The organism is Sphingobium fuliginis (assembly GCF_004152845.1).
GTDB classification, from domain to species: domain Bacteria; phylum Pseudomonadota; class Alphaproteobacteria; order Sphingomonadales; family Sphingomonadaceae; genus Sphingobium; species Sphingobium fuliginis.
The window spans coordinates 46,009-72,808 of record NZ_SEON01000006.1 but is presented as its reverse complement, the minus strand read 5'-3'; the positions used below and the strand labels follow the sequence as shown (position 1 = coordinate 72,808).

Here is a 26,800-nt window from a genome sequence, read left to right as displayed (position 1 = left end):
AATGACATGCGATGGAAAGGGGATGATGTGAAGAAGATGATCATGGCCGCGATGGTCGGATCGGCATTGGCGATGAGCGCCGCGCCCGGCGGGACGCAGGTGGCGACGGGCGGACCGCCGGCGGTGGCAGGCGCGAAAGCCGTGACCGTGGAGCGGATCAAGGTGCATGCGCCGTCCATCGAAGGCAATCTGGAGGGGGAGGCGGCCGACCGCGACGTCCTGGTCCTGTTGCCGCCCAGCTATGGCCGCGAACCGGGCCGGCGCTATCCCGTCATCTATGCGCTGCACGGTTATTCCATCGGAGCGGAACAATGGACGAAGGAAATCCATGTCCCGACGACTGTGCAGAATGCCTTTGCGAAGGGCTCGCGGGAGATGATCCTGGTGCTGCCCGATTCGAAGACTGTCCATAATGGGTCGATGTATTCGGGATCGATGACGACGGGAGACTTCGAAACCTTCATGGCGCGTGATCTGGTCCGCTATATCGACACCCATTACCGCACCATCCCCCGCCGCGAAAGTCGCGGCCTGGCGGGGCACAGCATGGGCGGTTACGGCACCAGCCGCATCGGCATGAAGCATGCCGACATGTTCGGCGCCCTTTACATGATGAGCCCCTGTTGCCTGTCCCCGCGCAGCGCCGGGCAGATGGACGCGGCAGCGTTGAAGGCGCTGGAGGCGGTGAAGACTCCTGCCGATTCGGCTGCCTTGCCTTTCCTCCTCAGGGCGCAGCTCGCGACCGCCGCGGCCTGGTCCCCCAATCCCGGGAACCCGCCGCTCTATCTGGACCTGCCGGTCAAGGACGGCCAGGTGCAGCCGCAGGTTCTCGCCCGCTGGGCGGCCAATGCGCCCCTGGCCTTTGTCGACCAATATATCGGCAATCTGCGCCGCTACAGGGCGATTGCCATCGATGTGGGCGACAAGGACGGGCTGAAGGACGACGCACGGGCGCTTCACGAAGCACTCGACCGCTATGGCATCGCCAACAGCTTCGAAATCTACGACGGCGATCATACGAACCGGGTCGCATGGCGTTTTCAGGACAAGCTGATCCCGTTCTTCGCCAGCCATCTCGATTTCGGAACGGCGAAATAGGCGCCTTTCTGTGGTAGCGATAACAAATCCAGTTGCCGCCGGAGGAAAATGGATTATCCCTGCGCGTGACGGCCTGGGACAGGGCCGACAGGACAGGGAGGAGCGAACGGCCTATGTTTTCCCGCAACATCATCTGGCACTTGGGTTTGACCGTCAGTCTGGTCGCGCTGAGCGCGGCTCCGGCGTTGGCCGCGCCGCGCTTCGACCCCATGTTCGGCGATCATGCCGTCATCCAGCGCGATCATCCGGTGACGGTGACGGGCAGGGCCGATCCCGGCGAAGCCGTCTCGGTCACGCTGGCGGGTGAGGTCCGGCAGGTCCGCGCCGACAGGGAAGGCCGTTTCGCGGCGCAGTTCGGCCCGCTCGCGACCGCAGGATCGGTGACGCTGGAGGCCCGCGCTCCGTCGGGCAGCGCGGTCGCGCAGGATGTGGCGGTGGGCGACGTCTTCCTCTGTTCGGGCCAGTCGAACATGGAGCTGGAGGTCCGCAATGCGCAGGATGCGGTGGGCCAGATCCGCGCTTCGGCCGATGACCGATTGCGCCTGATGCTGGTGCCGCGCGCTGTGGCGGACGATCCGTTGCGCGACTTCCGGCAGGCGCCGTCCTGGCGCCCGGCCGGACCGGACAGCGTGGCCGATTTCTCAGCCGCCTGCTATTATATGGCGCGGGAATTGCGGAAGGCGGCCGGCGTGCCGATCGGCGCCATCGCCAGCAGTTGGGGCGGATCGCGGATCAGCCCGTGGATGGGCGCGCGGGCGCAGGCGGCGGTCGGACAGGCGGCGCAATCGGCGCTCGTATCGCTGCATGGGCGCGATCCCTTTGCGGCGGAGCGGGCGGCCAGCGCCGAATGGGAAAAATGGTGGCGCAAGGAAACCGGGGATGCCGCCGGCAAGGAACCCTGGCAGCCGGACAGCAGCATCGCATGGCAGGACGTGCCCAGCATAGGCCCTTGGGAACAATGGGGCGTTCCCGCGCTGGCCGACTATAATGGCATGGTCTGGTTCCGCAGGGAGATCGAACTGACGGCGGCGCAGGCGAAGCAGGCGGCCACCCTCTCCCTCGGACTGCTGGACGATGTCGGCCGGGTGTGGATCAATGGCAAGCCGGTGGCGATGAGCGCCCGAAGCTGGCAGCCGAGCATGTTCGACGTGCCCCCCGGCGTGCTGAAGCCGGGACGCAATGTGCTGATCGTCAATGTGCAGGACAACTATGCCAATGGCGGCTTGTCCGGCCCGGCGGAGGTCATGAAACTGGGGCTTGGGCAGGGGCAGGGCGGGGACCTGCCGCTGGGCGACGGCTGGCGCTATGCGGTGCCGGCCAGGTCGCCGGCGGGCGCGCCGCGCGTGCCGTGGGGCGACACGACCGGTTCGGGCACGCTCTACAACGGCATGATCGCGCCGCTGGGGTCGATAGGGTTGAAAGGCGTCGCCTGGTATCAGGGCGAATCGGACGTGGACCTGCCCGGCTATGCCGACCGCATGAAGGCGATGATGGAGGATTGGCGGCGGCAGTTCGGTTCGCCCGACCTCGCTTTCGTCGCGGTCCAGCTTGCCGCTTACGGCGCGCCGGTGACGCAGCCGGGGGAAAGCGGCTGGGCGGCGATGCGCCAGGTGCAATATCAGGCGATGGCGCGGGATGCGCATGGCGGCCTCGCCACGGCCATCGACCTGGGCGACCCGTTCGACATCCATCCGGGCGAAAAGCAGGAGGTCGGCCGCCGCCTGGCACGGGCGATGCGCGCCGTCGCCTATGGCGATCCGGTGTCGCGCACCGGCCCGCAGGCGGCGCGGGCGGTGGCGACGACGGACGGCGGCGCGGCGGTCGAGTTCACCGGGCTGACCGGCGGGCTGCATATGCGCAGCGCGAGTCAGGCCATCGGCTTCGAACTGTGCGGAGCAGCGGCCGGAAGCTGCCGTTTCGTACCCGGCCGGGTGGAAGGCACGCGCATCGTGCTGGCGGGCGACGGCCTGCCGGCGACGCGCGTGCGCTATGCCTGGGCGGAATCGCCGGTCGTCAACCTTTATGACGAAGCGCCGCTGCCGGTCGGATCGTTCGAGCTGCCGATCACGCGGTAACGGATGGAGGGGGGATCAGCGCAGCAACGCTGCGTCCCCCCAGCTCACCGGAACGGCATTGCCCTTCGCGCCGTCGGCGCGGGCGACCAGTTCCAGCAGCTTGATCCCCTTCACATCCGCGGCGATCGCCTGGGCCGGCGCGCCCCGGCGCATCGGCGGCGTGCTGGCGAGCGGCTTGCCGTCGCCATAGAGGAAGAAGCGCACCGCCTGATCCCCTTCGAGCGCGCTGTCGTCCACGCCGACCTGCGCCGCAAAGCGGGCGAAGCCGGCGTTGCGCACTTCAAGCCGGCTGTTGGCCAGAATGCCTATGCCCGAGCCATAGGTCCTGCCTGCGATGACAAGCGGCTGGTTATAGGGGGTGAAGTCCGCCATCGCGCCGCCCCAGCCGGCATACATCGGCCGCTCCCCGATCCCGCGCGTGCCGCGCCAGTTGGGGATGGAACGATAGATGGTGGGATCGGGTTCGGGCTGCACCACGCCGTCCGCCGCCGGATTCACCATGCCGGGCTGTTCGGACAGGTAGAGGCCGCCGGCCAGCGTCCGGTCGCCCCTTGCGCGGAACACGACCGTTTCGCGGGGAGCGACGCGCAGCTTCATGTCATGCGTGAAGCTGCTCTTCTCCCCCGTCCAGAGATTGGCGAGCGCGATGGGGCGGTCGGCGCGGAACTTCAGGTGGTCGGCGGTCAGGATCGCCTCCACCGGCGCAAGGCCGCGGTTGAAGAGGGCGACCGCCTTGTCCCCATTGGCCAGCGTCTTGACGAGAATCTGGAAGCCGTCCGCGTCGAAAGCCATGACCGCCTGATTGCCGGCCGGGTCCTGGTTGAGCGCGATGATGTCGGCATTGCCGAAAATGTCGATCAGCGGCTGCGGCGTGACGCGCAGGTCCGCGCCGATCAGCAGCGGCGCGTTCATCATCGCCCATAGCGAGAAATGCGACTTCGCCTCGATCAGGTGGTTCGCATCGAAATCACCCTTGCCGATGAAGAGCATGTCGGGATCGTTCCAGCCTCCCGGATGCGCGTATAGGGCACGGCGGGCGGCGCTGTCGTAATTGGTGAGCATTCGTCCCCAGTCCGGCGAAATGTCATCGCTGGTGCGCGAGATGTTGCCGACATCCTTGCCCCAGCTCCGGACATTGGCGCTGCCCCAGATGCAGAGCGAGAGCATATAGTCGCCATCGGGATTATATCGGGCGAGCGACTGGTTGATGTCGGCGAACAGCGCCTTGACCGCCGGGATGTTCGACCGGCTGATGCTGTGCTGGTCGATCAGCGGCGCCAGGGCGCGATATTGCCCGCTCTTCACCCGCTCGGCGTCGGCGGCGTAGGCGCGGATGCCGCAGCCGTCGACCTTGATCGCGTCGAAGCCCCAATCGGCGAAGAAGAGGCGGATATCCTGGTCGGTATGGCCGTAAAGGCCGACTTCGCGTTCTGCGACGCTGCCCTCGGGAAGCTGCTCGCTGCCATCGGCATAGGCTTGCGAGCAGATATTGCGGCCGAGGTCGGAATAGATGCCGGCCTTGAACCCCATGGCGTGCAGCCTGTCGGTCAGCGGGCGGAAGCTGGGATCGCCCTTGACCCGCGCGGAGGGGAATTTGTCGGTGCGGATCATCAGCTTGCCGTCGCTCACCCGGCGCCTGATCCACCAGCCATCGTCGATGTTGATGTAACGATAGCCCTTCTGTGCGAGGCCGGTGTCCCGGATACGCTCAGCCGAGCCCATCAGCTTTTCCTCGTCCACATGGGTGAAGAAGGCGTTCCAGCTGTTCCAACCCATGGGCGGCACTTGCGCGCTGCCCGCCCGATAGGCGGACCAGCGGCCGGTGGGGGCGAGCGGGTCAGCGGTCTGCACCGGCGACTGCGCGGAAAGCGCGGTGCCGGCGCACAGCGCCACGGTCGGCAGGAGGAAACGGCGCAGGGTCATGCAAAATCCTTGAGCGTCAATGTGACCGGCAGGCCGGCCTTGAAGGTGAGGGGGCGGCTCTTCGTCCCGAGGCGGATGGTGCGATGCCCGCTGAGTTCGGGGCGCATGATGGCCCTGTCCAGCCGCCCATCGCGCCAGTGGAGATCGATGCCGCAGCGGCCCCGCGCCCGCAGGCCGGTGACGCCGCCGGTGGGCCAGGCCGCAGGTAGCGCGGGCAGCAGGTCGATGACGTCGCCATGGCTGCCCATCAGCATTTCGACGATCCCAGCCGCGCCGCCGAAATTGCCATCGATCTGGAATGGCGGGTGGGCGTCGAACATATTGGGATAGGTGCGCTCCGACCCCAGCAGGAAGCGCAATATCTCATGCGCATGATCGCCCTCGCGCAGGCGCGCCCAGAGGTTGATGCGCCAAGCGGTCGCCCAGCCGGTCGCACGGTCGCCGCGGATTTCCAGCGTGCGGCGCGCGGCGGCGGCGAGCGCGGGGGTGCCGTCCGGCGTGATCTGGCGCGAGGGGTGCAGGCCGTAAAGATGAGAGACGTGGCGGTGATTCTGTTCGGGCGCGTCGGCGTCCCAATCCTGCTGCCACTCCTGGAGCTGGCCCTGCCGCCCGATCCTGTAGGGGGCGAGCCCGTCGTGCGCGGCCTGCATTTCGCTGACAAGGGCGGCGTCCTGGCCGAGGATCTTCGCGGCCTCCATCGTCCGGGAGAAGAGGTCGCGCAGGATCGCCATGTCCATCGTCGGCCCGGCGCAGACGGTGCCGCCGTGGCCGTGCGGGTTTTCGGGGCTCATCGACGGATTGGTGACGAGGAAGCCGGTCGCCGGATCGCGCTGGAGCGTGTCGAGGAAGAAGCGCGCCGCGCCCGTCAGCAGCGGGTAGATGGACGCAAGATAGGCGCGATCGCGGCCATAGTCATAATGATCCCACAAATGGATGCAGAGCCACGCCCCGCCGGTCGGCCACAGGCCGAACTGCGCACCGTCGATCGGCGCGGTGGCGCGCCAGAGGTCCGTATTGTGATGCGCCACCCAGCCGCGCGCGCCATACATGGTCCGGGCGGTGCGCGCGCCCGTGACGGCGAGTTCGCGCACCATCTCCACCAGCGGCTCGACACATTCGCCGAGCGCGACCGGCTCGGCTGGCCAGTAATTCATCTCGGTATTGATGTTGATCGTATATTTGGAGCCCCAGGGAGGATTGAGGCTGTCGTTCCAGAGCCCCTGCAGGTTTGCGGGCTGACCGCCGGGGCGCGACGAACAGATCAACAGGTAGCGGGCATAGTGGAAATAGAGCGCGGCGAGCGCGGGATCGTCGCTGGTCTGCGATGCGGCGATGCGCTGGTCGGTCGGAAGCTGGGCGGCCGGCGACGTGCCAAGGTCCAGGCTGACGCGGCGGAACAGCCGCCGGTGCGCGGCGGCGGCATCCGCGGCGATGGTCGCGAAGGAGCGGTCTTGCGCACGGCCAAGCGTCGCGGCGGTGCCGGCGACGGGATCGCCGCCGACATCGTCGAACCGCCTGAAGCTGGTCGCCATGGCGAGGAACAGAGTGACCGACTTCGCGCCCCGGATGCTGAGGCGGCCGTCTGCGCCGTGGGTGGCGCTGCCGCCCTCCACGCGGGCGGTCAGGCGGGCGGCGAAGCGGAGCTTGCCCTCCATCCCCTTGGACGCGCCGTTGCGACCGGTGAGCAGCAGGCTGGTGGCGCCGTCCGCAGCGACCTGAACGCCGCTCTGGGAGGAGCGGAGGGAAATGTCGACGTCGAGCCCGCCGGTCGAGGAGAGGCGGACGGCAATCAGATTGTCGGCGGGGGAGGCGACCACCTGACGGACATGGGCGGCGCCGCCGGCGGTGAAGCGGGTGGTTGCCATCGCGCTGTCCAGATCGAGTTCGCGGTGATAGGCGGCCGCCTGCCCGACGTCCGGAAAATCGAGGATCAGGTCGCCCAGCGTCTGATAGGGCATTTGCGCCAGCGGCTTTGCCATCAGCGTCTTGTTGGCCAGCGCTTCGGCCTCCGCGATCCTGCCCGCGAAAATGAGTTCGCGCACCTGGGGCAGGTTCGCCTTCGCCTCCGGATTGACCGGATCATAGGGCTGGCCGGCCCAGAGCGTGCCTTCGTTGAGTTGCAGCCTTTCCCGCGCCACCCCGCCGAACACCATCGCGCCAAGGCGTCCGTTCCCGATCGGGAGCGCTTCCGTCCACGTCGCGGCGGGCTGCCGATACCAGAGCGTCAGCGGATGCTGCGCTCCAGGTGCGGCGTCTGCCGGCCGGGCGGCGGCGAGCGCGGCGGTGCCGGCGGCCATCGCCATCATGGTGTCACGGCGGCTGAGGCTCATGGCCGCACGCCCTGTGGAAGCGGCATGAGGGTGAAGCTGTCGACATCGAGATAGCCGCCGGCCGGCGCGGGATTGTAGCAGGAAAGCGCGATCTGCTGCCCCTGGAAGGTGCCCGTGCGCCAGTCGAAGGCGAGCGGGAAGCTGCCGCCCACCTCCGCCCATTTCCGGTTGTCGAGGCTGTAGGCGACACGGCCCAGCTTCGCGTCGAAATCCATGTCGGTGCGCAGCCAGAGCGTGCGGCCGGCGATGGACAGGGACGGGACGCGCACCTCTGTCTTCGGCCCGTCCATGGTGCTTTCGGTCAGCATCATGCGCAGCGCCTTCGCACCCCCTGCGCCGCCGACGACCGAAAGTTGGGCGTTATATTTGCCGAAGCTGCCAAGGCCGCAAATGTCGCCCGGCCTGATGCCCGCCGTGTCGAGCTTCGTCACGGCGCGCATCCTTGGCCCCTGCGCCTTCTGCGTCAGCGTGTTGCGCGCGGTCCAGATGCCGTCGGCCTGCGTGGCGTGGAGGCGGAGGAAGCCGGGGCGCTGCGTCAGCGACCATTTGCTGTCGTCAGGATTATGATTCCACTGCCATTGCAGCCCGAGCTTCGATGCGGAGAAATCGTCCGAGGCGGGCGGTTCGGCAAAGGCATGGCCCTTGATCGGCTTGGGCGATCGTTCGGGAACGTGATCGGGCCTGTCGGGCGTTCCCCACCAGGGCCAGTCGTCCTTCCAGAAGATCGGGCTGATGTTGGTCATGCGCCCGATCGCGCCGGCATCCACCATGACGAAGCCGTACCAGCTCCCGTCGGGCATATCCACGATCGCGCCCTGATGACCGCCAATCCTGTCGTCGATCGATGGCTTGGTTTCCCACGGTCCCCACAGGCTGCGCGAGCGGGAGACGGTCATCGCCAGCTTGCCGGGAATGGCATTGAACAGATAGTACCAGCCATTGTGGCGGATGATCTTCGATCCTTCCGCGCCCTTGTTGTAATAGGTGACCTTCGCGGCGGTGACGGCGCTCAAATCCTTGTTGAGCGTCAACAGCGTCACCGTGCCGTCGCTGCCGATCGAGGTGCCGAGATAGGCCGTTCCGTCGGCATCGATGAACAGCGCGGGGTCGAAGGCTTCGCGGTCGATCGCCCGATACGTCCACGGACCTTCGATCGTCGACGATCGATAGATGCGCGTCCTGTGCCCGACCGGCGTGACCGCCAGATAGAACATGCCATTATGGCGGCGCAGGCTGGCGGCATAGAAACCATGGCGATAGTCGCCGCCGTCCTTCAGGTCATAGCGCGGGTCGCCATCGAGCCGGTCGACCACATGGCTGACGATCCGCCAGTTCACCAGATCCTTCGAGTGAAGGATGGTGACGCCGGGGGAGTTTGCGAAGGTCGTGGAGACGAAATAGAAATCCTCGCCAACGCGGATGATGTCGGGATCGGGATAGTCGGCGAAGAGGACGGGATTGCGATATGTGCCGTCGCCCTGATCGGCGCGCCAGACCTGCGCGGGCGCGGCAAGGGAGAGGCTGGCGGTCAGCGCGACGGCGACCGGGCGGAGCATGGCGCGCTTCCTCATGGGGCGGGTGTGTAGTGATAGGGGCCGACGACCGTGCCCACGAAGCCCCCGGCCTTCCGGGTGCTGAGCAGCGTGGCGTCCACCCCCTGCTTCAGCGTCCGGGTCTTGCCGCCGGCGCCATAGTCGAACGCCACCGTCCCGCCGGTCACGCGCATGGTCAGGGTCACGGGTCCGTTCGTGGCGACGGGGGCATAGGCGACCAGCGTGTCGGCGTCCGCCGCATCGCGGGTGTAGAGCGCGACGACGGGCTGGCCGGCGATGCGGGTCAGGCCGAAGAAGAGGTTGCTGCGGTCGCTCTGCACGGCGGCCAGCCCGGCGCGGTCGCCGTCCTTGACCGGCGTGTAGCGCAGCGTGGTGGAGAAGGTGGCATTGGCATGCTGCTGCCGCCGCCCGATGAAGGCAGGGACGCCGTTCAGGTCCCCGATGGCCGCCCCGCTCTCCAGTTCCAGCGCGCCGTCCCTGATCCGGTAGAAGGGCTTGTGCGGGGTGCGAATGCCGATCCACTGCATGGGCAGGCGCGTGCCGTTGAAATCCTCGACATAGGAAAAGTCGCCGCTCGTCGGGATCGCCGGCCTGGGCTGCGGCGGAAGGTCGGGGCGCTTCGCCGCATGGGGGATCGCCTGACCGCGCGGCAGGATGATCGGCCAGCCGTCCTTCCATGTTACCGGCAGCAGGAAGGTTTCGCGGCCGATATTGTAATGGTCGTCGCCATCATAGGGACGCACGGCCAGGAAGGTCGCCCACCAGTCGCCCCTCTGCGTCTCCACCAGTTGGGCGTGACCGGCCGATCCGATGAAGTTCGACCGCGCGGGGTCAAGATCGCGCTGGGTGAGGATCGGGTTCCCCTCATAGGGCGTGTAGGGGCCGCGCAGATCCTTCGAACGGAACACGACCTGCGAATGGTTGACGCTGGTGCCGCCTTCGGCCGCGGTCAGATAATAATAGCCGTCCTTCCTGAAGATATGCGGCCCTTCGATCCAGACCGGCTTTTTGCTGATGTCGACGCCGCCGTTGATGAGTTGCGTGCTTTCCCCGACCATCTTGCCGGCGCGCCAGTCATATTCCTGAATCCAGATGGCGCGGTGCCCGTCATAGCGGGGCGGTTCGTTGGGCGCGCGGTTGTTGACGATATAGGCCTTGTCCCCCTCCCAGTAGATGGAGGGGTCGATCCCTTCGAACGGCAGCCATATGGGGTTTGACCAGGGGCCGGCAGGGTCTTTCGCCGTGATGATGAAATTGCCCCTGCATTCGACGCAGGTGTTGACGATGTAGAAAGTGCCCTCGTGCCAGCTGATGGCCGGCGCGAATACGGCCTGCGAAATGCGGCGGCCGTTGAAGTCGAGCTGTTCCGGCCGGTCGATCGCATTGCCGATCTGCGTCCAGTTGACGAGGTCTTTCGACCTGAAGATCGGCAGGCCCGGATAATGGGCGAAGGAGGAGTTGACGAGATAATAGTCGTCCCCCACGCGCATGACCGATGGATCGGGATAATAGCCGGTCAGGATCGGATTGCGATATTCACCCGGCTTGACCGCGATCTTCTCGATCGACTTTCCTTCATAGGCAAAGCGATCGAACCGGGCGGGCGCCGCCTCGGCGGTGGCGGCGCCCAGCATGAGCAGGGAAAAGGACAGCAGCGCAGAAGGAAGGGGTAAAAGGCCTAAGGTCCGGTGCGTCACGATCAATCTCTCCTGGAAGTGCCGACCATCCCGTGCGGCTCGCTTAGTGATAGCGCTACCAATCATATGTGTCGAGCGGGATGCTCAGTTCCGCGCAGGGCGCGCCGTTACTCCGGCCTCGGTCTGCACCACCGGTTTCAGGGTGCCGTCAGGATTATATTCCAGCCGCTCGACGGTGACGGCCCGCCGGCCGATAGCGCCGTTCAGATCGCCGATCGCAAGCGTGGCGTTGTGCAGGAAAATATACCAGTTGCCCTTAAATTCGGCGATGCCCGGATGGATGGTGAAGCTGTACTTGCCAGAGCCGGTGAGTTCGCCGCGATAGGTCCAGGGGCCGTCGAGGGACGTTGCGGTCGCATAGGATATGCGCTCGTCCCGATGCGTCGCCCTGTCGAGGGAGGCATAGGTCAGATAATAGAATCTGCCGCGCTTGTGCAGCCAGGGGCCTTCCTCGAAAAGGGGCGGAGTGATCTCCCTGATGGGTCCGTCCAGCTCGATCATGTTGGACTTCAACTTCGCGATATAGGCCTGACGATTGCCCCAGGCGATCCAGCTCGTGCCATCGTCGTCCGTGAAGACTGTGGGATCGATGTCTTCCCAACTATGGGTGCCCTTTGGCGTCATCTGGTTGGTGATCAGCGCCGAGCCCTTCGCATCGACGAACGGGCCGGTCGGCCTGTCCGAAACGGCGACGGCGATCGCCTTGCCCGGATGCGTGTTGTCATGCTCGACCGCGGCGTAGAACCAGTAGCGGCCGTTCTTTCGGATGGTCTGCGACGCCCATGCATCCTTCTTCGCCCATTTGAAGTCGGACACCTTCATGATCGGGCCATGATCGGTCCAGTGCCGCATGTCCGTGGTGGAATAGACCAGCCATTCCTTCATGTTGAACATCTCGTCCCGCTGCGCCTCGTCATGGCCGACATAGAGGTAGAGGCGGTCGCCATCGACCATCGGCGCGGGATCGGCGGTGAACTTGTCGCGGATGATGGGATTGGACCCCGGCGCCGCGTCTTGCGACAGGGCAGGCGCGGCAATGGCGGCAAGGGTGAGGAAGGGAAGCAGCGACCGGCGCATGGATGGACAGTCCTTTTGATGTTCAGCTCAGGATAATGCGGCGCGCCGCGCCCTGCGGATCGTCGACCATGCGGCATTGATTGTCGAAGACCATGGTCGCGCACCGCGTCGCGTCGGTCGGCGTCCAGTTCAGGCCCGGCTGGCTGGGATTGCCGGTGCGGGCGAAATTGGCCCAGGCCGTCGCCATGGTGCGGGCCAGCTTCCGCGCTTCGGGCGTATTGCCGGTGCCCTGATCGCACAGCGCTGTATTGTCGAACACGAAGGCGAGGTCGGCGGTGTGCCATGCGCCAGCGACTCCGTCCAGCTGGGGCGACTGCCACTGGAAGAGATATTGGTACATCGGCGCGGCGCCCGGCTGCTTGTCGCGCAGGCCAACCATGGTCTGGATGCGATTGCGGTAGCCCAGGGAGTCCACGCCGTAGGAGAGGGTGCGGATCGCCTTTTCGGGGTGGTCCCGCTTCATCTGGGCGATAAGCGCGTCCGCCTTCCGTGCGCCATAGCGTTGGTTGAGGTCGGCGCGCCATTCCGCCTCGCCGGGATTCTGGCCGAACCGCATTCCCTCTTCGCTGGTGTTGCCGATCAGCATCGGCACGTCGCGGGAAACATCGGGCGCCACGTCGAAGAAGGACCGCACCGTGATGACCCGGCCGTCCATTGTCGGATTCCAGCCCACGCGCGGAGTGGTGGAGGGGCCGCCCACCCCGCGCGGGCCGTTGACCTGCTCGGCCACCTTGTTGCCCGCGGCGAAAAGCGTCGCCCAGTCCATCCTTTGCAGCGCGCCGATGTCCCGCGCGCCGATACCCAGTTCCTTGACGACCCGGCGCGAGAAATCGCGCGATTGCTCCAGCGTCGGAATATTGCCGCCGCCGCCCGATTGCGCCGCCGCGCGATGGATGAGACCCTTGCCCGACGGCATGCCCATCAGCGTCGTCACCTTGGATGCGCCGCCCGACTGGCCATAGATCATGATCCGGTCCGGATTGCCGCCGAAGGCCGCGATATTTTCCTGCACCCAGCGTAGCGCCGCGATGCAGTCGGTCATGCTGACATTGACCGATTCCTCATAGGGCGCGCCGCCCACCTCGGTCAGGTCCAGAAAGCCCAGCACGTTGAGGCGGTGGTTGATCGACACCTGCACCACGTCATGATGCCGCGCCATCTGCGCGCCGTCGTGAGAGGCGAGTTCGTAGGAGGAGCCGAAGGCGAAGCCGCCGCCGTGGAAATAGACCATGACAGGGCGATTGCCCGATAGCGAGGGCGTCCATATGTTGAGCTTCAGCATGTCCTCGCCAAGGAAGCCGTCGGTCCATTGCTGGAGGAAGGTGTGTTCCTTCGCGCGAAAACTGTGCAGCGTCTGCGGGCAGTTCGCCCCATAGGCGAGCGCGGGATAGGGATCGGCCCAGGGCTTGGGGGGCCTGGCGGGAAGCCAGCGGTTCTCTCCCCCCGTATCGTCGCCATAGGGTATGCCCTTGAAGGTGAAGACGTCCCCGGCGACATAGCCGCGCACCGGGCCATAGCGCGTCCTCGCAATGGCGTTGCGCGGCGTGGTGCAGGTTCCCGCACCGCCCGAAATGGCGGTCGAGCGCGGAGCGGCCGCTGCTTCGCCACCCAGCAGCGCCGCCGCACTGCCCAGGGACGACGCCAACAGCGCCTGACGTCGATCGAAAAGCATGGCCCGCTCGGTCATCCAGCATCCCCTTGTCGATTATGATGCCGGCGTCCAGGATCGACCGGCGCTAAAATCCTATACGATCCAGAGGGCTGGTCAATAACTCACACAAATATTTTATGCGCCGTCGCCCGCCGGGGGATGACCCGGCGAACGCCTCTCGCCGGGCTCCGGCATCTCCGCCGATCCATGTCCTCTTTGCCCCTTTGCCGCAGGCGATCCTTGGCTTAGATCACCGTTTTGGGTTTGTCGAAGACATGGGGTGGGCATGGCGAAACCGGAGCGTCCGGCGCGCGGGGCGACGATCGTCGATGTGGCGGCGCGGGCGGGCGTGTCGTCCATGACGGTGTCGCGCGTCATCAATGGGCGCGCGGGCGTGAGCGCACAGGCGCGCGCGGTGGTGGAGGAGGCGATCAAGGCGTTGGCTTACACGCCGAACGTCGCGGCCCGCAGCCTGGTGACGTCCAGCGAACTGCGCATCGGCGTGATCTATTCCAATCCCAGCGCCGCGTTCATGAGCGAATTTCTGACAGGGGTGTTCGAGGAAGCGTCCGCCTGCAGCGCGCGGCTCGTGCTGCTGAAGGGGGAAGGGGGGCGCGCTCCGTCCGCCGCCGCGCTGGAAGACTGGATCGAATCGGGGATCAGCGGCGTGCTGCTCGCTCCGCCGCTGGGCGAAGCGCCGGATGTGCTTCGCGTCCTGCGGGCCAGGGGCTGCGTCATGGCGGCGGTGGGCGCATATCAGTCCCCCGATACGATTTGCGTGCGCATCGACGATCGGGCCGCGGCCTATCAGATGACCGGGTTGCTGCTGGACATGGGGCATCGCCGACTGGGGTTCATCCTTGGCAATCCCGATCAGGCGGCAAGCGCCGAACGCATGGCTGGCTTCTACGCCGCTGTCCGGGAACGGGGCGGGGTGGAGGTGCAGGTCGCGCAGGGCGATTTCACCTATATGTCCGGCCTCGCCGCTGCCGAGCAGTTGCTGGGCGCGGCCAGTCCGCCCACGGCGATCTTCGCGAGCAATGACGACATGGCGGCGGCCGTCGTGTCCGTGGCGCACCGGCGCCATCTGGACGTTCCGGCGGAACTGACCGTCGTGGGGTTTGACGATACCACAGCCGCCCAGACGCTGTGGCCGCCGCTGACGACCGTGCACCAGCCGGTGCGGGATCTGGCGGCGGAGGCCCTTAACCTGCTGGTGGCTCAGATCGCGGCGGGCGCCCGCCGTTCCCGCGTTCCCCGCGAGAGGATTCTGGAGCATCGGATCGTGCAGCGTCAGTCCATCGGAGCGCCGAGCTCTTCCTCCACATAGACGAAACTGGCGAAATCCGCCGGATGGGCCTGGCCCGACAGGTCCTGGCAGGCCATGCCGATGAAGGCGCCGGTGAAGTTGGGGAGGCCGGGGTGGGTGACTTCGTCCGACAGGATGCTGGCGTCGTGGACATCCGGAAGGATATGCCAGTCTTCCCCATCGGCCCGCCAGGCGAAGCGCAGCCGGTCGCCATCCACGGCGGCGCGCAGATCGATCGCGCCGTCGGGCAGCCGGTCGGCGACGATGTCGAATCTGTTGCCCTCCGGATTTTCGGGCGAAGCGGAGAGGATCTGGAGCTGCCGCCGGCCTTCCTCGGCGCTGACGCATAGATAATAGAATTTGGTGCTGTTATAATAATAGATGAGGCCCGCCGCCTGCTGGAAGCTGCGGGGCTCGAAGGAGAGCGAGGTCGTCGCGGTGAAGCGGAAGGCGGTCTGCCGCCGCGCCACCAGCGCCTGCTCGAACAGGCTGCCGACCGTTTCACGCCCGTAAAGACGCAGGAAGCTGGGCCGGGCCGTCAGGCTGAACAGCCGTTCCGGGGCGGGGCTGCGCAGCCATTGCAGGTCCCGTGGCAGTTGGGGAAGGTCGAAGCGCCCGTCCCAGCGTTCGATGTCCCATGGGGCGGGCGGCAGGTCCGGCGCAGGCGGCGTCCGGTCGGGCCGCGCGTCCCCGTTGACGGTGCGCAGCCAGCCATCCTCGCCCCACAGCATCGGTTGTATCGCGGTTTCGCGCCCCATGATGCAGCGTTCGCGCCCCGGCAGGGGACGGCCGCACAGATAGGCCAGCCAGGTGCTGCCATCCGCCAGTTCCACCAGATCGCCGTGGCCGGCGCGGGCGATGGGCGCGTCCTTGCGGCCTGCGCTGGTCAATATGGCTCCATCCGGATGCACTTCATAGGGGCCGAGCAGGTCGGGCGCGCGCGCCATGACGACGGCATGATCCCAGCCCGTGCCCCCTTCGGCGACCAGCAGATGATAGAAGCCGCCACGCTTGTAGAGATGCGGCCCTTCGGTAAAGCCGCGCTCCGTGCCCTTGAAGATCAGCGTCGGTTCGCCGACCAGCTTCAGCGTCGCGCGGTCCAGTTCCTGCGCCTGTATGCCGGCGAACCGGCCATGGCCGGGCCGGTGGTCCCACAGCATGTTGAGCATCCAGCTGCGCCCGTCATCGTCATGGAATAGCGCCGGGTCGAAACCGCTGCTGTTGAGGTGCACCGCGTCCGACCATATGCCGTCGACCGTTTCGCAGGTGACGACATAATTGGGGAAGTCGCGCAACGACATGCCCTTCGCCCCCTGAACGGTGGTGGCGCCGTAACGCTTGACGTCCGTGAAGACCAGCCAGAAGCGGCCGTCCGCATGGCTGAGGTCCGGGGCCCATACGCCGCAGCCGTCGGGATCGCCGCGCATGTCGAGCTGCCCCGCGCGGTCGAGCGGGCGGGCGACGAGCCGCCAGTTCACCAGGTCGCGGCTGTGGTGGATCTGCACGCCCGGATACCATTCGAAGGTGGATGTCGCGATGTAGAAATCGTCGCCCACGCGCACGATCGACGGATCAGGATTGAAGCCCCGCAAAATGGGGTTGGAAATGTTTGTCATCGAGGCTTGCGCACCAGCGTCCACAAAATGACGGCGCCGACCAGGTCGAGCACGCCGAGCAGGATGAAAAAGGGCTCATAGCCGACCCGGTCGACCATCTGCCCAAGGGAAAGGGAAAAGACCAGCACCCCCAGATTCCCGGCCAGGCCCGCCATGCCGGCGGCGGTCGCCACCTCATTCCTGGCGAACAGGTCGGACGCCAGGGTGATGACCGTCACCGACAGGGTCTGATGGGCGAAGCCGCCGAGGCAGAGCAGGGCGATCGCCGCATAGGGATTGGTGGCAAAGCCGACAAAGGCCATGCCGGTCATCAACAGGGCGCCAAGCGTGAAGGCCCAGCGCCGCGCATCGACAAGGTCGATCCCCCTGCGCTGGAGGAAGGCGACGACGGCCGGGCCGAACAGGCATCCAAGGTCGGCGGCCAGGAAGGGCAGCCAGGCGAACAGCGCGATTTGCCCAAGATCGAAGCCGCGCACGCGCGCGAGGTAGAGCGGCATCCAGAAGGACAGCATGCCCCAGACCGGATCGGCCAGCAGGCGGGGAAGCGCTATGCCCCAAAGGTCGCGCCGCCGCGCAAGGGCGAGCACAGCGGGTTTTTCGGCGCGAGCGGCCAGGCGCTGTTCCTGGTTGTTCAGGATATAGTCGCGCTCCGCTTGACTCAGCCGCCGGTGCCGCATCGGGCTGTTGTAATGGAGGAACCAGAGGACCGACCAGATGAGGCCTATGCCCCCCGCCACGACGAAGGCCAGCCGCCAGCTATGCACCATGACGGCCCAGGCGACGAGCGGCGGGGCGAAGACCGCGCCGAAGGAAGCGCCGATATTGTAGATGCCGCCCGCGATGCCGCGTTCCCTGGAGGGGAACCATTCCGCCACCAGCTTCTGGCCGGCGGGCTGGGCCGATCCTTCCGCCAGGCCGAGCAGCCCGCGCAGCGCGGCGAATCCGAACCAGCCATTCACAAGGCCATGCGCCATGGTGACCAGCGACCAGACCGCGACGCATATGGCGAAGCCAATGCGCAGCCCTACGCTGTCGAGGAAATAGCCGGCCGCCGGCTGGAGCATCACGCCCAGTTGGAAGGCGCCGGTTATCCAGCCATATTCGACGTTGCTGATCTTCTGTTCGGCAAGGATCACGGGCGCGGCAACGCCCAGCACGGAACGCGACAGATAATTGATGACCATCGCGCCCACAAACAGGCCGATGATCGTCCAGCGGAACTTGCCGACCAGCGTCAACATGGCGGCCTGCCCCAGCGCGAGCCGCGAAATCGCCTGGGTTTTCGGGCGATGGGAGCCGGGCCGCCGTCCTCCACGGACTTGGCATGGCGGCGGCATTTGTGGTTCGAAAGCAACATCCCCTCCCGATAATCTTGTATGAGTATTGACAATAATCCTCCTCCAATCAATAGGCATTGTTAGCGCTAACTAAAAATCAGTCGATTCCTTGTTATCGTTTGACGGTGAAGGCGCGCGGCCGGGGCGACAGCCCCGCATTCAGATGCAAAGCATCATTTTATTGGGGAGAGCAGGATGTCGGATTTCCAGTTTCAACGCCGTTTGATGCGCGCGGGTTGCGCCATGGCAAGCATGGCCGCGCTCGGCATCGGCCTTGTCCATGCGCCCGCTTTCGCACAGGCGGCGAGCCAGGCTTCGGCGCCCCAGAATGGCGAAGAGCGCGCCAGCACTTCGGACATCGTGGTCACCGGATCGCGCATCAAGGCCAGCGGCTATACTGCGCCGACGCCCACGACCGTGATCGATGAAACGTCGATCCAGGCCAATGCGCAGCCCAACATCTTCACCACCATTGCCCAGTTGCCGTCGCTTCAGGGCTCAAGCGGCACCACGGTCAACACCTTCAGCACCTCAAGCGGCCAGCAGGGCCTCAGTTCCTTCTCGCTGCGCGGCGTGGGCGCGATCCGTACCCTGACGCTGATCGATGGCCAGCGGGTTGTCGGCGCGAACGTGACCGGCGTTCCCGACGTCAGCCTGTTCCCGCAATTGCTGATCCAGCGCGTCGACGTGGTGAATGGCGGTGCGTCGGCCTCCTACGGATCGGACGCCGTGGGCGGCGTCGTCAACTTCATCACCGACACCCGCTTCAAGGGGCTGAAGGGCAATATCCAGGGCGGCATCAGCAAATATGACGACAATGAACAGGTGCTCGTCCAGCTTGCGGCCGGCACCAGCTTCCTGGACGATCGCGCGCATCTGGTCGTCAGCGGCGAATATGCCAATGAAGACGGCGTGGGCGGTGGCGACTGGGGCATCGGCCTGGCCGGCGGCCGCGACTGGTTCAAACAGACCAGCCTGATCGACCGTGGCGTCATCAATGACGGATCGCCGCGCTATGTGCTGCGCGATTATGCGCAGGCCTATAACTACACCAAATATGGCCTCATCACCTCCGGCCCGCTGCAGGGCACGGCGTTCGACCAGAACGGCAACCCGTTCCAGTTCAACTATGGATCGAACGGCGTCCCCGCGCGTGACGGCACGACCAATGTGCGCGGCTGCTTCCCCGGCTTCTGCCTTGGCGGAGACCTGTCGGGCAATGTCGATGCGGGCCGTTCGCTCCAGTCGTCCATCGAACGCATCAACACTTATGCACGCCTCGGCTTCGACTTTGCCGATAATGACGAACTCTACTTCACCTTCAACTTCGGCCAGGTGAAGACGCAGAACCAGCCGGTGGGCGGCATGAACAAGCCGGGCCTGACGATCCAGTGCGCCAATCCGTTCGTGCCGGCGTCGATCAAGGCGGCCTGCGCGACGGCGGGCATCACCAGCTTCGGCTATGGCACCAGCAACGCCGCGCTGGGCAACACGCAGGTCAACACCGACCGCCGCCAGTATCGCGCGGTGATCGGCGCCAAGGGTCAGTTCGACTTCCTGGGCACCGAATGGTCGTACGACAATTATTATGAGCGCGGCACGAACTATACCGACATCGATGTGTCGAACATCCTGCTCACCAACCGCTTCAACGACGCGATCAACGCAACCACGCTGAACGGCGCGGTGGTGTGCGCCAGCGCCGCGGCGCGGGCGAACGGATGCCAGCCGCTCAACATCTTCGGCGGCAACCCGTCGGCGGCTGCGCTCGCCTATATCATGCCGGAGAACGGACCCCGCCAGCGGACCCGCCAGACGCAGGACGTGATCAGCATCAACATCTCCGGTTCGCCGGTGGAACTGTGGGCCGGACCGCTGTCGATCGCCTTCGGCGGCGAATATCGCCACGAATTCTATCGCGTGAAGGCCGATCCCTATGGCGTCGGCACCAATTTCCAACCGAGCGAACCCGACTATCCGTTCGATCCCACGCTGCTGCCCGGCGGCAACAACTGGTATGCCGGCAATTACAAGAGCGGCGGCGGCGCCTATGGCGTGAAGGAAGCCTTTTTCGAGGCCGATCTGCCGGTCCTCAACAGCGACGCGCTCGGTCGCGCCAACATCAACGGTGCAGTGCGCGTGACCGACTACAGCACGTCCGGCACCATCTGGGCATGGAAGGTCGGCGGCACATGGAACCTCCCGATCGAAGGATTCCGCCTGCGCGGCGTGACGTCCAAGGACGTCCGCGCGCCCAACCTGTCGGAACTGTTCGCCGCGCCGGTCACCACGACATTGCCCAATTTCTTCGACCCGTTCCGGGGCGTCAATGTGCTCGCGATCCAGAACAGCATCGGCAACCCGAACCTGCGTCCGGAAACGGCGCGCAACACGACGGCGGGCATCGCCTTTTCCGGCGCGTCCTGGCTGCCGGGCCTCAGCGTTTCGTTCGATTATTACAAGATCAAGATCAAGGACGTCATCTCCAGCCTGGGCGCGGGCGACATCGTCAACCTTTGCTTCCAGAATGTCCGTCCCGAAACCTGCAGCGCGTTCAACCTGAACAACCAGCAGGGGCCGAACTTCATCAATGTGCAGGCGTTCAACCTGGCGTCGATCGATACCAGCGGGTTCGACATAGAGGCGAGCTACCAGTGGCGGCAGCCTCTGGGCCTGCCGGGCACCCTGACCCTGCGCGGCCTTGCGACGCATGTCAGCAAGTTCGTGACGGACTCCGGCCTGATCGGCACGATCCCGGTCGACAGCGCGGGCGTCAATACCGGCAACACGCCCGACTGGAAGTTCCTGGCGATCCAGAGCTACGAGAATGAGAAATTCTCGTTCATGATCCAGGAGCGCTGGTTCAGCGACGGCGTGCTGGGCCACCAATATGTGGTTTGCCAGCCGGGCACCTGCCCTGCGTCCACCAACAATCATCCGACCATCGACCAGAATTTCATGCCCGGCGCCTTCTACATGGACATTGGCGGCACCTATAATGTCACGCCGCAGGTGACCGCCTATTTCAAGGTCGACAACCTGTTCGATCGCGATCCGGCCAAGTCGCCATTCTTCGTCAATCCCGCGCTCTACGATGTCGTCGGGCGCATGTATCGGGCAGGCGTTCGTTTCCGTTTCTAGGACATGGTGCGGGAAATCGGGAACCGGTCTTCTGCTCATGACCAGGTCAACGTCTGAATGAAGACCATGCTGTCGGGGTCGAAGCGACACCGGCAGCATGGCGATGAACTGGGGAGAGGTTTGCGTCCAGAGCTTTGCCTGGGCCAGGGCAGCGGCGGTTTTCCCCTTCCCCCGCCTTGCCCCATGCCTCTCCTCCCTCTTCTTCCGCGGCATCGGGCCGCTTGCGCCGGGCCGTCAAGCGCGCAATCCCTTCCTTCCACCGGGAATATGTGGTAGCGCTCCCAAAATAAGAGGCGAGAGGGTGGGATGGCAGGGGATATTTTTCCGTCGCTGACGAACATATTGGCGCCCCACGGGCCGCCGGTCAGCGCGAAGCTGCTGAGTTTCGCTCCCGGCGACTACAGCATCCATTTCTTCCTGCAACTCGCGCTCATCGTCCTCGCCTGCCGGGGGGTGGGCTGGTTCTGCCGCAAATTCCTGGCGCAGCCCCAGGTAGTCGGGGAAATGATCGCCGGCGTGATCCTGGGGCCCTCGCTGTTCGGCGTCGTCGCGCCCGACCTGCAGGCGATGATCTTTCCCAGGGAAACCAACAATGTGCTATACGCCGGCGCGCAGTTCGGCGTGGCGCTTTACATGTTCCTCGTCGGCCTGACGCTGCGCCTGGATCATTTCCAGTCGAAGGCCCGGAACGCGGCGATGGTGTCGGGCGCGGGGCTGTTCGCGCCTTTCGTCATCGCGATCCTGATCACGCCCTGGCTTGTCACCGTTCCCGGCCTTTTCGCGGAGGGCATAGGTCAGGGCAGCGCGACGCTCTTCATGGGCGCATGCATTGCCCTGACCGCCTTTCCGATGCTGGCGCGGATCATCAACGAACGCGGCCTTGCCGACAGCCCGCTCGGAACCCTTTCGCTGACGGCCGGGGCGTTCGACGACGCCGCATCCTGGTGCGTGCTGGCCGTGGTGCTCGCCCTGTTCGGCGGCGGCAGCGGCGTTGCCGTTCTGGCGATCGTCGGCGCCTTCCTCTATGTCGGTTTCCTGCTGCTGTTCGGTCGGCGCCTGCTTGCGCCGCTGGGGCGCGCGGTAGAGGCGCAGGGCGAAATGAGCATGACCGTGCTGGCGATCACGCTGGCGCTGTTCTGCCTGTCCGCCTTCATCATGGACGCGATCGGCATTCACGGCATATTCGGCGGCTTCATCCTGGGCGTATTCATGCCGCGCGGTTTGTTCGTGGAGGAACTGAGGAAGAAGGTCGAACCGTTGGCCGTCGTCATCTTGCTGCCGATGTTCTTCACCTATTCCGGGTTGAACACGCGCCTCGACATGGTGAATTCGCTTTCCTTCCTGCTCATTGCGCTCGGCATATTGGTCGCCTCCATCCTTGCCAAGTTCGGCGCCTGCTATGCGGCGGCGCGCCTGTCGGGCGAGGATAATCGGACCGCGCTGGGAATCGGCGCGCTGATGAACTCGCGCGGACTGATGGAACTCATCATCATCAATATCGGCATTCAGAAGGGCATTATCGAACCCGCCCTGTTCTCGATGCTGGTGTTGATGGCGATCGTCACCACCATGATGGCGGGGCCGCTGTTCGAGATAGTCTATGGAAGGCGCGCGCGGGCGGAGGGGGAATTGGGTCGGCTGGGGGCCGCGGCCTGATCTCCCTGTCGTGAGCCGCCCCTAAGGTGTGTGGGGATTCAGCTCAGGGTGGAGCGAAAATGGTGGATTTCGAGAACCTCGAAACGAGGCAGGTGACTCGTTTCGACGCAGCGTACTCAAAGTACGTGAGCACTGGAAGCGCAGAAAGCCGTCATTTGCAGCCCGCCATGGGCTGAATCCCCACACACCTTAGACCGGCCGAACCGGCACGACCGCGAGCATATCGGAGGATGTGAGGAAAAGGCGTCGCCCGGCGGCGTCCAGCGCGCAGTTCGCCACCGACTTGCCCGTCCCGATCAGCCCCAGCGCCCTGCCGTCCGGGGCGAGTATGTGGACGCCCCCCGGACCTGTGGCGAAGACATGCCCATTGCGTGAAACCTTGATGCCGTCCGGCAGGCCGGGCAGGCCCTTCTCCTGTTCCGCGCGCATGTCGTGGAACAGGCGCTGACCCGTCGGAAAGCCGCGTTCATCGAGCGAATAGGCCAGAACCTCCGGCCGCTGCTCATCGGACAGTGCAAGATAGAGCGTCCTGCCGTCCGGCGATACCGCAACGCCATTGGGGCGGCGGTGACTGCCGTCCAGCAGCGACAGCGCTCCGTCCGGACCCAGCGCATAGAGGCCGCAATGCTCCAGTTCCCGCAACGCAGACCTATCGCCATCCGTCAGCCCATAGGGCGGGTCGGTGAAATAGATCATGCCCGACGGCGCGACGCACAGATCATTGGGGCTGTTGAAACGCTTGCCCTGGAACCGGTCGGCCAAAATGGTCCGGGCGCGCGTGCGCAGGTCGATTCGCACGATGGCGCGCGTGCCGCTGTCCGCGGCGATCAGCGCGCCGGAGGAATCGATCGCCAGACCGTTGAGGCCCGGCTCCCTGATGCCGGGCGGCACGGGGCCTTGCAGGCCGGAAGGCGACAGGAACGGACGCACCCCATCCTTCGGCCGCCAGCGATACAGGATATTGGACGGCGGATCGTTGAACAGCAGGCAATTGTCCCGCGGCGCCCAGACCGGACCCTCGGCCCATTTATAGCCCCTGGCGAGGACGGTCACGGACGCGGATGGCGCGACGATCCGGTCCAGTTCGGGGTCGAGCCGCCGGATCGAGCCGATGGGGGCGGCCACCGCCGCGCCCAGCCGCGCGCCGACGGGCAGGCTCGCCAGACCGGCCAGGAACATCCGGCGCGACGTCATGCCCTTATGGCGACCTCTCGCCGCTCGGCCGCCGAACGGTAGATCGCTTCGATCACGCGCATGTCGGCAAGGCCTTCCTCGCCCGGCACGATGGGGGTCGTGCCGTTGACGATGCATTCGGCCATATGATCGAGCTGCCCCGCAAACTGGTTCTTGGCCGCGGGCGGGAGCGTGCGCGGGGTCGTGACGCCATCCTTGCGGATCGACATGCTCTGCCCCTGATAAGGGGTCGCCGGTTCCATGTCGATCCAGCCCTGCGTGCCGATGACGCGATAGCCATTATGGGAGGAACTATAGCTGGAGATGCAGTTGGCGACGATGCCGGATGGAAAGCGCAGCAGGAAGCTGATGCGGTCCTCCACCGTCTTGAAGCGGGGATCGGCTTTGTCCGTGGTCTCGACGGCGCTGACCGAAACCGGCTCTTCCCCGGTCAGGTAACGGGCTGCGTTCAGGCTGTAGATGCCGATGTCCATCATCGATCCGCCGCCCGACAACGGTCGGTCGAGCCGCCACTGGTCCGGCCGGGCCGGGAAACCATGTTCGGCGGTGATGAGGCGGGTGGGGCCGACATGGCCGCCGCGCGCCAGTTCGATGGCGAGCCGGTTATAGGGTTCGAACCGCGAACGATAGCCGATCATCAGCTTCGTCCCCGCCTTGCGGCAGGCGGCGATCATCGCCTCGCACTCCGCGACGGACACGGCCATGGGCTTTTCACACATCACATGCTTGCCCGCCTGCGCCGCGCGGATGCTATATTCGGCATGCATGCTGTTGGGCAGCACCACATAGACGACGTCGATGTCCGGATTGTCCCGGATGCGATCGAAATCGGCATAGCTGTAGCGGTGGGTCGCCGCTATGCCATATTGCGCGCCATATTGGTCCAGCTTGGCCGGCGTGCCGCTGACGAGGGCGACCAGCCTCGCATGCTCGCAACCCGCGAAGTTCGGCATGATCTGGCGCGTGGCGTAGGAACCCAGCCCGACAATGGCATAGCCGATCTTGCGCGCCGGCGCCGCGCCGGCGCGCGTTGCCATGCCGGCCAGAACCATTCCGGCGCCAAGGCCGCCCAGGATTTCACGACGGGAAGTGGTCGCCACGCGAAGCTCCCTTTTTTCTGGAGGATGAATGAGGGGTCAGTCGGCGGCGCGGCCAAGCGCGGGGCGCAGCCAGCCCAGATTGCGCGCGACGATGGCCGCCTGGGTGCGGTTGCGGACGTTCAGCTTCCGCATCAGCGCCGTCATATGAACCTTCACCGTGGCTTCGGCCATGCCCAGTTCATAGGCGATCTGCTTGTTCAGCAGGCCCGAATGAACGCAGCGCAGAACCTTCATCTGGGTGGGGGTGAGCTGGGGCGGTTCGGCCGTCCTGATGCCCTGGGGCCTCTGATCCTGATGACCGAGGCTGTCATGCAGATCCAGCGCGATGTGCATCCTCTCTCTCCCTGTTTTGCCGGGCGCTGTCCTGCCCGGCGCTATTCTACCCGGCCTATTCCGCCAGGCTTGCCGAGGCAGCGCGGTTCGCGCACTGCCATGTCGGATTCGATAACGCTAACATACCGGAATCGGTCAGACAGCTTCAAGCGAAAAATGCGATATACGACCCCATATCTGTGGTTTTGCGCTGAAATCATGGCTATGACCTGTCTAACAGGTTTAAGCAGCGGCTGATCTCCGCATGGCCCTATCACCATATAGAAGAGAGGGGAGAGGATGGCGTTAACATCAGTTATGGCGGCGGTGGCTCCTCATCCGCCGGTCGCCCGCGTCGGTGCGGGAGCAGGCGCCGCATGAGCCCGGCGGACTATCGGCTGATCTTCTCGGCCATTGCCGGCATCGCGCTCTCCATCACGCTCATCATCCGGGGGCGGCTGCATCCGTTCGTGGGCCTGCTCTGCGGCGCCTTCACCGTGGGGCTGCTGGCGGGCCTGCCGATGGAGGAAACCGCAAAGGCGGTGGAGAAGGGCGCGGGCGCCATCCTGGGCGGCACGGGCCTTGTCGTCGCGCTTGGCCTCGGCCTTGGCGCGATGCTCCAACTGTCGGACGGCGCAGGCGGACTCGCGCGCGCTGCGCTGCGCATTTCAGGCATTGGGGGCGCGCCCTGGGCCAGCCTTTTCACCGCCATCGTGATCGGTCTGCCCCTCTTCTTCGAAACGGGGCTGGTGCTGCTGCTGCCGATCGTCGCTTCGGCGGCGGCGGCCTTGCCCAATGGGCAGAACAACGACACGGCCAAGCTCCGCCTGATGCTGCCCGCCCTGTCGGGCCTGTCGGTGGTCCATGCGCTGGTGCCGCCGCATCCCGGCCCGTTGCTGGCCGTGAACGCGCTGGGCGCCAATCTGGGCCTGACGCTGGTCTATGGCCTGATCGTCGGCATCCCCACCGCCATCATCGCCGGCCCGCTGCTGGCCCGCTTCACCGCGCCCGGCGTGAAGCTCAGTCCTCCGCTGCTCGATCCCGTGCGCGTCGATGTCGCGACTCCTTCCGTCGGCCGCGCACTGGCGGCCGTGCTGCTGCCGGTCGTGCTGATCGCGGCGGGGCAGGCGGTCGCGCTGATGCCGCCGGACATGGCGACGCTGTTCCACTGGCTGAGCTGGATCAGCGATCCGGTCGTCGCGCTGCTCGTGGCGGTGCTTGCTGCATTGCCGCTGCTGTTCGGGCGACGCATCGCCGACCGCAGCATCCAGAACGCCATCTGGACGGAGGCGATGACGCCCGCCGGGGGCATCATCCTGGCCATCGGCGCGGGCGGCGCGCTGAAGCAGGTGCTGGTGACGGCGGGGCTTTCCGACATGTTGGTGCGGCTGGCGCAGGGCGGCGCGATCTCCCCGATCCTGCTTGCCTGGGGCGTGTCCGTCTGCATTCGCCTGGCGACCGGTTCAGCCACGGTGGCGACGATCACCACGGCAGGCGTCATGGAGGGGCTGGTCGCCGCATCCGGCGTGCAACCCGAATGGATGGTCCTCGCCATCGGCGCGGGTTCGCTGTTCTTCTCGCACGTCAACGATCCCGGTTTCTGGCTGGTGAAAAGCTATCTTGGCACCGACATGCCCGGCACTTTCAAGACCTGGTCGATCATGGAGACAGTCGTCGCCGTCGTCGGCCTGCTGCTGGTGCTGGCGGCGAGCAGTATCTTCTAGCAAGGGG

Annotated in this window: 17 protein-coding genes; 6 read left to right on the top strand and 11 right to left on the bottom strand. The window is 65.7% G+C overall.

Annotated features, from left to right (window positions below; genetic code table 11):
* The first annotated feature begins 36 nt into the window (after positions 1-36).
* Together EWH10_RS14895 and EWH10_RS14890 are read left to right on the top strand one after the other, a co-directional pair.
* On the top strand, positions 37-1,098 hold the full coding sequence (locus EWH10_RS14895) for an alpha/beta hydrolase (RefSeq protein ID WP_044662965.1): 1,062 nt from the start codon (positions 37-39) through the stop codon (positions 1,096-1,098).
* A gap of 113 nt (positions 1,099-1,211) precedes the next feature.
* Positions 1,212-3,173, top strand: a complete 1,962-nt coding sequence (locus tag EWH10_RS14890; protein WP_065846424.1) for a sialate O-acetylesterase — start codon at positions 1,212-1,214, stop codon at positions 3,171-3,173.
* Between the two features lie 15 nt (positions 3,174-3,188).
* Here EWH10_RS14890 and EWH10_RS14885 read toward each other — a convergent pair whose 3' ends face one another.
* From EWH10_RS14885 to EWH10_RS14860, 6 genes are all read right to left on the bottom strand, one after another.
* Positions 3,189-5,096, bottom strand: coding sequence for an NPCBM/NEW2 domain-containing protein (locus EWH10_RS14885; protein WP_065846425.1), 1,908 nt, complete (start codon positions 5,094-5,096; stop codon positions 3,189-3,191).
* Positions 5,093-7,426 carry a glycoside hydrolase family 95 protein gene (locus EWH10_RS14880; protein WP_044661129.1) on the bottom strand — a complete coding sequence of 778 codons (2,334 nt, stop codon included), beginning with the start codon at positions 7,424-7,426 and terminating at the stop codon, positions 5,093-5,095. The genes EWH10_RS14885 and EWH10_RS14880 overlap by 4 nt, the downstream gene beginning before the upstream one ends.
* The gene (locus tag EWH10_RS14875; protein ID WP_065846426.1) at positions 7,423-8,982 is read right to left on the bottom strand and encodes a glycoside hydrolase family 43 protein; all 1,560 of its coding nucleotides are present in this window, start codon (positions 8,980-8,982) and stop codon (positions 7,423-7,425) included. Before EWH10_RS14875 ends, EWH10_RS14880 begins: the two co-directional genes overlap by 4 nt.
* A gap of 11 nt (positions 8,983-8,993) precedes the next feature.
* Positions 8,994-10,613, bottom strand: coding sequence for a glycoside hydrolase family 43 protein (locus EWH10_RS14870; RefSeq protein WP_065846436.1), 1,620 nt, complete (start codon positions 10,611-10,613; stop codon positions 8,994-8,996).
* A gap of 147 nt (positions 10,614-10,760) precedes the next feature.
* The gene (locus tag EWH10_RS14865; RefSeq protein WP_065846427.1) at positions 10,761-11,753 is read right to left on the bottom strand and encodes a glycoside hydrolase family 43 protein; all 993 of its coding nucleotides are present in this window, start codon (positions 11,751-11,753) and stop codon (positions 10,761-10,763) included.
* Positions 11,754-11,775: 22 nt separating this feature from the next.
* Positions 11,776-13,440 carry a carboxylesterase/lipase family protein gene (locus EWH10_RS14860; RefSeq protein ID WP_065846428.1) on the bottom strand — a complete coding sequence of 555 codons (1,665 nt, stop codon included), beginning with the start codon at positions 13,438-13,440 and terminating at the stop codon, positions 11,776-11,778.
* Between the two features lie 250 nt (positions 13,441-13,690).
* Between EWH10_RS14860 and EWH10_RS14855 the strand changes: the two genes are divergently transcribed.
* Positions 13,691-14,734, top strand: a complete 1,044-nt coding sequence (locus tag EWH10_RS14855; protein WP_065846429.1) for a LacI family DNA-binding transcriptional regulator — start codon at positions 13,691-13,693, stop codon at positions 14,732-14,734.
* Here EWH10_RS14855 and EWH10_RS14850 read toward each other — a convergent pair.
* A complete protein-coding gene (locus tag EWH10_RS14850; protein WP_065846430.1) occupies positions 14,698-16,329 on the bottom strand; it encodes a glycoside hydrolase family 43 protein in 1,632 nt (543 codons plus the stop codon). The genes EWH10_RS14855 and EWH10_RS14850 overlap by 37 nt on opposite strands.
* Complete coding sequence (locus tag EWH10_RS14845; RefSeq protein WP_065846431.1) at positions 16,326-17,570, bottom strand: MFS transporter; 1,245 nt, start codon at positions 17,568-17,570, stop codon at positions 16,326-16,328. The genes EWH10_RS14850 and EWH10_RS14845 overlap by 4 nt, the downstream gene beginning before the upstream one ends.
* A gap of 339 nt (positions 17,571-17,909) precedes the next feature.
* On the opposite strand from EWH10_RS14845, the gene EWH10_RS14840 reads away from it, so the two are divergent.
* Both EWH10_RS14840 and EWH10_RS14835 read left to right on the top strand, forming a co-directional pair.
* Entirely contained in the window at positions 17,910-20,807 is a 2,898-nt protein-coding gene (locus tag EWH10_RS14840) for a TonB-dependent receptor plug domain-containing protein (RefSeq protein ID WP_229742662.1), read from the top strand.
* A gap of 306 nt (positions 20,808-21,113) precedes the next feature.
* Complete coding sequence (locus tag EWH10_RS14835; RefSeq protein ID WP_025549230.1) at positions 21,114-22,463, top strand: cation:proton antiporter; 1,350 nt, start codon at positions 21,114-21,116, stop codon at positions 22,461-22,463.
* A gap of 189 nt (positions 22,464-22,652) precedes the next feature.
* Here the strand turns inward: EWH10_RS14835 and EWH10_RS14830 are convergent, their stop codons facing one another.
* From EWH10_RS14830 to EWH10_RS14820, 3 genes are all read right to left on the bottom strand, one after another.
* Positions 22,653-23,657 carry an SMP-30/gluconolactonase/LRE family protein gene (locus EWH10_RS14830; protein WP_044661133.1) on the bottom strand — a complete coding sequence of 335 codons (1,005 nt, stop codon included), beginning with the start codon at positions 23,655-23,657 and terminating at the stop codon, positions 22,653-22,655.
* Positions 23,654-24,709: a Gfo/Idh/MocA family protein gene (locus EWH10_RS14825; RefSeq protein WP_044662968.1), complete on the bottom strand. Its 1,056-nt coding sequence runs from the start codon at positions 24,707-24,709 to the stop codon at positions 23,654-23,656. Before EWH10_RS14825 ends, EWH10_RS14830 begins: the two co-directional genes overlap by 4 nt.
* An 84-nt stretch (positions 24,710-24,793) precedes the next feature.
* Positions 24,794-25,090, bottom strand: coding sequence for a response regulator transcription factor (locus EWH10_RS14820; RefSeq protein WP_025549227.1), 297 nt, complete (start codon positions 25,088-25,090; stop codon positions 24,794-24,796).
* A 356-nt stretch (positions 25,091-25,446) separates the two neighbouring features.
* Between EWH10_RS14820 and EWH10_RS14815 the strand changes: the two genes are divergently transcribed.
* Positions 25,447-26,793 (top strand): GntT/GntP/DsdX family permease, encoded by a 1,347-nt coding sequence (locus tag EWH10_RS14815; protein WP_025549226.1) that lies wholly within the window; start codon positions 25,447-25,449, stop codon positions 26,791-26,793.
* Positions 26,794-26,800 lie beyond the last annotated feature (7 nt).

What these genes read in the sequence shown, in the direction of transcription:
- EWH10_RS14895 (WP_044662965.1), top strand. Translation starts at nt 37, where the DNA reads ATGATCATGGCCGCGATGGTCGGATCGGCATTGGCGATGAGCGCCGCG.
- EWH10_RS14890 (WP_065846424.1), top strand. Translation starts at nt 1,212, where the DNA reads ATGTTTTCCCGCAACATCATCTGGCACTTGGGTTTGACCGTCAGTCTG.
- EWH10_RS14885 (WP_065846425.1), bottom strand. Translation starts at nt 5,096, where the DNA reads ATGACCCTGCGCCGTTTCCTCCTGCCGACCGTGGCGCTGTGCGCCGGC.
- EWH10_RS14880 (WP_044661129.1), bottom strand. Translation starts at nt 7,426, where the DNA reads ATGAGCCTCAGCCGCCGTGACACCATGATGGCGATGGCCGCCGGCACC.
- EWH10_RS14875 (WP_065846426.1), bottom strand. Translation starts at nt 8,982, where the DNA reads ATGCTCCGCCCGGTCGCCGTCGCGCTGACCGCCAGCCTCTCCCTTGCC.
- EWH10_RS14870 (WP_065846436.1), bottom strand. Translation starts at nt 10,613, where the DNA reads ATGCTGGGCGCCGCCACCGCCGAGGCGGCGCCCGCCCGGTTCGATCGC.
- EWH10_RS14865 (WP_065846427.1), bottom strand. Translation starts at nt 11,753, where the DNA reads ATGCGCCGGTCGCTGCTTCCCTTCCTCACCCTTGCCGCCATTGCCGCG.
- EWH10_RS14860 (WP_065846428.1), bottom strand. Translation starts at nt 13,440, where the DNA reads ATGACCGAGCGGGCCATGCTTTTCGATCGACGTCAGGCGCTGTTGGCG.
- EWH10_RS14855 (WP_065846429.1), top strand. Translation starts at nt 13,691, where the DNA reads ATGGCGAAACCGGAGCGTCCGGCGCGCGGGGCGACGATCGTCGATGTG.
- EWH10_RS14850 (WP_065846430.1), bottom strand. Translation starts at nt 16,329, where the DNA reads ATGACAAACATTTCCAACCCCATTTTGCGGGGCTTCAATCCTGATCCG.
- EWH10_RS14845 (WP_065846431.1), bottom strand. Translation starts at nt 17,570, where the DNA reads ATGTTGACGCTGGTCGGCAAGTTCCGCTGGACGATCATCGGCCTGTTT.
- EWH10_RS14840 (WP_229742662.1), top strand. Translation starts at nt 17,910, where the DNA reads ATGGCAAGCATGGCCGCGCTCGGCATCGGCCTTGTCCATGCGCCCGCT.
- EWH10_RS14835 (WP_025549230.1), top strand. Translation starts at nt 21,114, where the DNA reads ATGGCAGGGGATATTTTTCCGTCGCTGACGAACATATTGGCGCCCCAC.
- EWH10_RS14830 (WP_044661133.1), bottom strand. Translation starts at nt 23,657, where the DNA reads ATGACGTCGCGCCGGATGTTCCTGGCCGGTCTGGCGAGCCTGCCCGTC.
- EWH10_RS14825 (WP_044662968.1), bottom strand. Translation starts at nt 24,709, where the DNA reads ATGGTTCTGGCCGGCATGGCAACGCGCGCCGGCGCGGCGCCGGCGCGC.
- EWH10_RS14820 (WP_025549227.1), bottom strand. Translation starts at nt 25,090, where the DNA reads ATGCACATCGCGCTGGATCTGCATGACAGCCTCGGTCATCAGGATCAG.
- EWH10_RS14815 (WP_025549226.1), top strand. Translation starts at nt 25,447, where the DNA reads ATGAGCCCGGCGGACTATCGGCTGATCTTCTCGGCCATTGCCGGCATC.